Consider the following 2,742-nt stretch of genomic DNA (forward strand, 5'->3'; position numbering starts at 1 on the left):
GGGGGGGGGGGGGGGGGGGGGGGGGGGGGGGGGGGGGGGGGGGGGGGCGGGGCCGGGGGGGGGGGGGGGGGGCCGGCCCCGGCCGCAGGGTTCAGCCCTGGGGCACCTGCCGGGTCAGGCGCTGAGGCGGCCGGGCCCGTCGGTGCCGAAGACCTCGCCGAGCTCCCGGAAGACCGCCGTGTTCAGGGCGAACGCCTGCTTGCACTCGTCGATGACGCGCTGCTTCTCCAGGTCGTCCACGGGCAGTGCGTCCAGGAGCGCGCGGTACTCGCGCTTGAACGCGGCCGGGTTGTCGATCCCGTCGAAGACGTAGAACCTGACCCCGTCGCCCTTGCGGGCGAAGCCCCAGGTCTTCTCGGCCGTGCCGCGGATGATCTGGCCGCCCGCCAGGTCGCCGAGGTAGCGCGTGTAGTGGTGGGCGACGTAGCCGGCGGGCCACTGGCGGGCGCACTCGGCGACGCGCGCGGCGTACGCGGCGGTGGCGGGCAGCGGCTGGAGGTCGGTGCGCCAGTCGGGGCCGCCGAGGAAGGCCAGGTCGCGTTCGAGCGGGGCGGTACGGGCCAGTTCGGGGCGTATGAAGGGGCCCGCGACCGGGTCGCCGGCCAGGCGGGCGGCGGCCTCTTCCAGGGCGCGGTAGACGAACCAGAGCTGTTCCGTGTCGCGCCGGTAGGCGGCCACCCCGAGCTCACCACCGAGCAGGGCGCTCATGAACGTCGAGCCCTCCGCCTCGGTGTGCTGGGCGTGCGAAGCGGTACGGATCACCGTCGAGAACGGCTCGGGTGCGGATGCGGCGTCCAAGGCGGACCTCCGGGTGCAGAGGGGAGAGGAGCTACAGAGACTGCGGACCGTCCGTACCGGAAATGGCATGACAAGCCCGAACAGCGCGGGACACCCGGATTTGTGGGTGGCGCCGCCCCCTGATTGTGTCTAGTTAGGCTTGCCTAAGTCAATTGGTTGCCGACGAACTGTCGGTAAAAGATCCCCAGGTCGGACGGGCTGTCCCGGGTTGCGGACGCGATGGTGACGGCAGGCCGGGGCGACGGTCACGGACGGTGGTCGGCGTGCGGGCCGGGGTCAGTCGGCGTGCGGGCCGGGGTCGGCCGGGGTGTGGGTCAGAGACGGCCGGCGCGTGAGTCGGGGTCGGCCGGCCGCCGAGCCCGAGCATGCGTACGGGCCCCGCCGCGAGCCGTGCAGCTCGCGGACGGGGCCCGCGGGGACCGGTGCGCTCGGGGCGCGCGGTCGGGGTCAGGGCAGTGTGAGGATCTCCGCGCCGGTCTCGGTGACCACCAGCGTGTGCTCGAACTGCGCGGTGCGCTTGCGGTCCTTGGTGACCACGGTCCAGCCGTCGTCCCACATGTCGTACGTGTGCGTGCCGAGCGTCAGCATCGGCTCGATGGTGAAGGTCATGCCGGGCTTGATCTCGGTCGTGTGGTGCGGGCTGTCGTAGTGCGGCACGATCAGGCCCGAGTGGAACGAGGTGTTGATGCCGTGACCGGTGAAGTCACGCACCACGCCGTAGCCGAAGCGCTTGGCGTACGACTCGATGACCCGGCCGATGATGTTGATCTGCCGCCCAGGCTTGACCGCCTTGATGGCCCGCGCCAGCGACTCCTCGGTGCGCTCCACCAGGAGCCGTGACTCCTCGTCCACCTCGCCGCACAGGTACGTGGCGTTGTTGTCCCCGTGCACGCCGCCGATGAAGGCGGTGATGTCCAGGTTCACGATGTCGCCGTCGCGCAGCACCGTCGAGTCGGGGATGCCGTGGCAGATCACCTCGTTCACCGAGGTGCACAGCGACTTGGGATAGTTGCGGTAGCCGAGCGTGGACGGATAGGCCCGGTGGTCGCAGAGGAATTCGTGCGCGACCCGGTCAAGTTCGTCGGTGGTGACGCCCGGCGCGATGTGCCGCGAGGTCTCCACGAGCGCCTGCGCGGCGATCCGCCCGGCGATCCGCATCCGCTCGATGGTCTCGGCGTCCTGCACCTCGGGCCCGGTGTACGGCGTGGGGGCGTCCTTGCCGACGTACTCGGGCCGTGGGATGGCGGCGGGAACGGTACGGATGGGGGAGAGCTCCCCCGGTACGAGAAGCGACTGGCCAGACATGCCAGCGAGTGTATCCAGGCGTCATCGGGCACCATGGCCGCAAGCGGACCTGCGCCCGGCTGCCGGCCGTGCGCGGCCCGGGCGCCGGAGCGCGAGGAAACTGAGCGAAGAGGAGCCGTGATGGCGCTGTTCAAGAAGCCCGCCCCGGGCAAGCCGGGCGAGTGGTACTACTGCCTGCGCCACCAGCGCGTGGAGGAGGGCCCGGAGTGCCGGGCGGCCGACCGGATGGGCCCGTACGCCACCCGCGAGGAGGCGGCGCACGCCATGGAGCACGCGGCGGACCGCGAACGCGACTGGCAGGACGACCCGCGCTGGAACGACTGAGCAGCGGAGCGGGGTGCGGACCGGGTCGTGGGCCCGGTCATGGACCCGGTCGTGGGCCGGGTGGCGGGCCCGGCTGGACCGTGCCGGCTGGTCGTGGCCTAGCTGATCGTGACCGGCCCGCGGCGGCGCAGGGACCCCGCGAGGGTCGGGCCGCGGCAGCGCATGGGGCCCGGAACGGCCGAGCCGCCCGGCGGCCGGGCGGGCGGCGCCCCCGCCCCCCGCCCCCCCCCCCCCCCGCGCCCCCCTCCCGGCGTCCCCGCCGGGCGGCGGCGGTTCTCCGGGCCCCCGCCCGGCCCGCGTGGCCCCCGCGTTAGG

At 73.5% G+C, this 2,742-nt stretch carries 3 protein-coding genes; 1 reads left to right on the forward strand and 2 read right to left on the reverse strand.

Features of this window, described 5'->3' with window-relative positions; translation table 11 throughout:
* Positions 1-114 precede the first annotated feature (114 nt).
* Together AAHZ94_RS32195 and map are read right to left on the reverse strand one after the other, a co-directional pair.
* Complete coding sequence (locus tag AAHZ94_RS32195) at positions 115-798, reverse strand: biliverdin-producing heme oxygenase (protein WP_349997248.1); 684 nt, start codon at positions 796-798, stop codon at positions 115-117.
* Positions 799-1,245: 447 nt separating this feature from the next.
* Positions 1,246-2,103, reverse strand: a complete 858-nt coding sequence (gene map, locus AAHZ94_RS32200) for a type I methionyl aminopeptidase (RefSeq protein ID WP_349997249.1) — start codon at positions 2,101-2,103, stop codon at positions 1,246-1,248.
* Between the two features lie 120 nt (positions 2,104-2,223).
* Here map and AAHZ94_RS32205 point away from each other — a divergent pair, with 120 nt between their 5' ends.
* Positions 2,224-2,427, forward strand: a complete 204-nt coding sequence (locus AAHZ94_RS32205; RefSeq protein ID WP_349997250.1) for a hypothetical protein — start codon at positions 2,224-2,226, stop codon at positions 2,425-2,427.
* Positions 2,428-2,742: the final 315 nt, after the last annotated feature.

The organism is Streptomyces sp. HSW2009 (assembly GCF_040240285.1).
Taxonomy (GTDB): domain Bacteria; phylum Actinomycetota; class Actinomycetes; order Streptomycetales; family Streptomycetaceae; genus Streptomyces.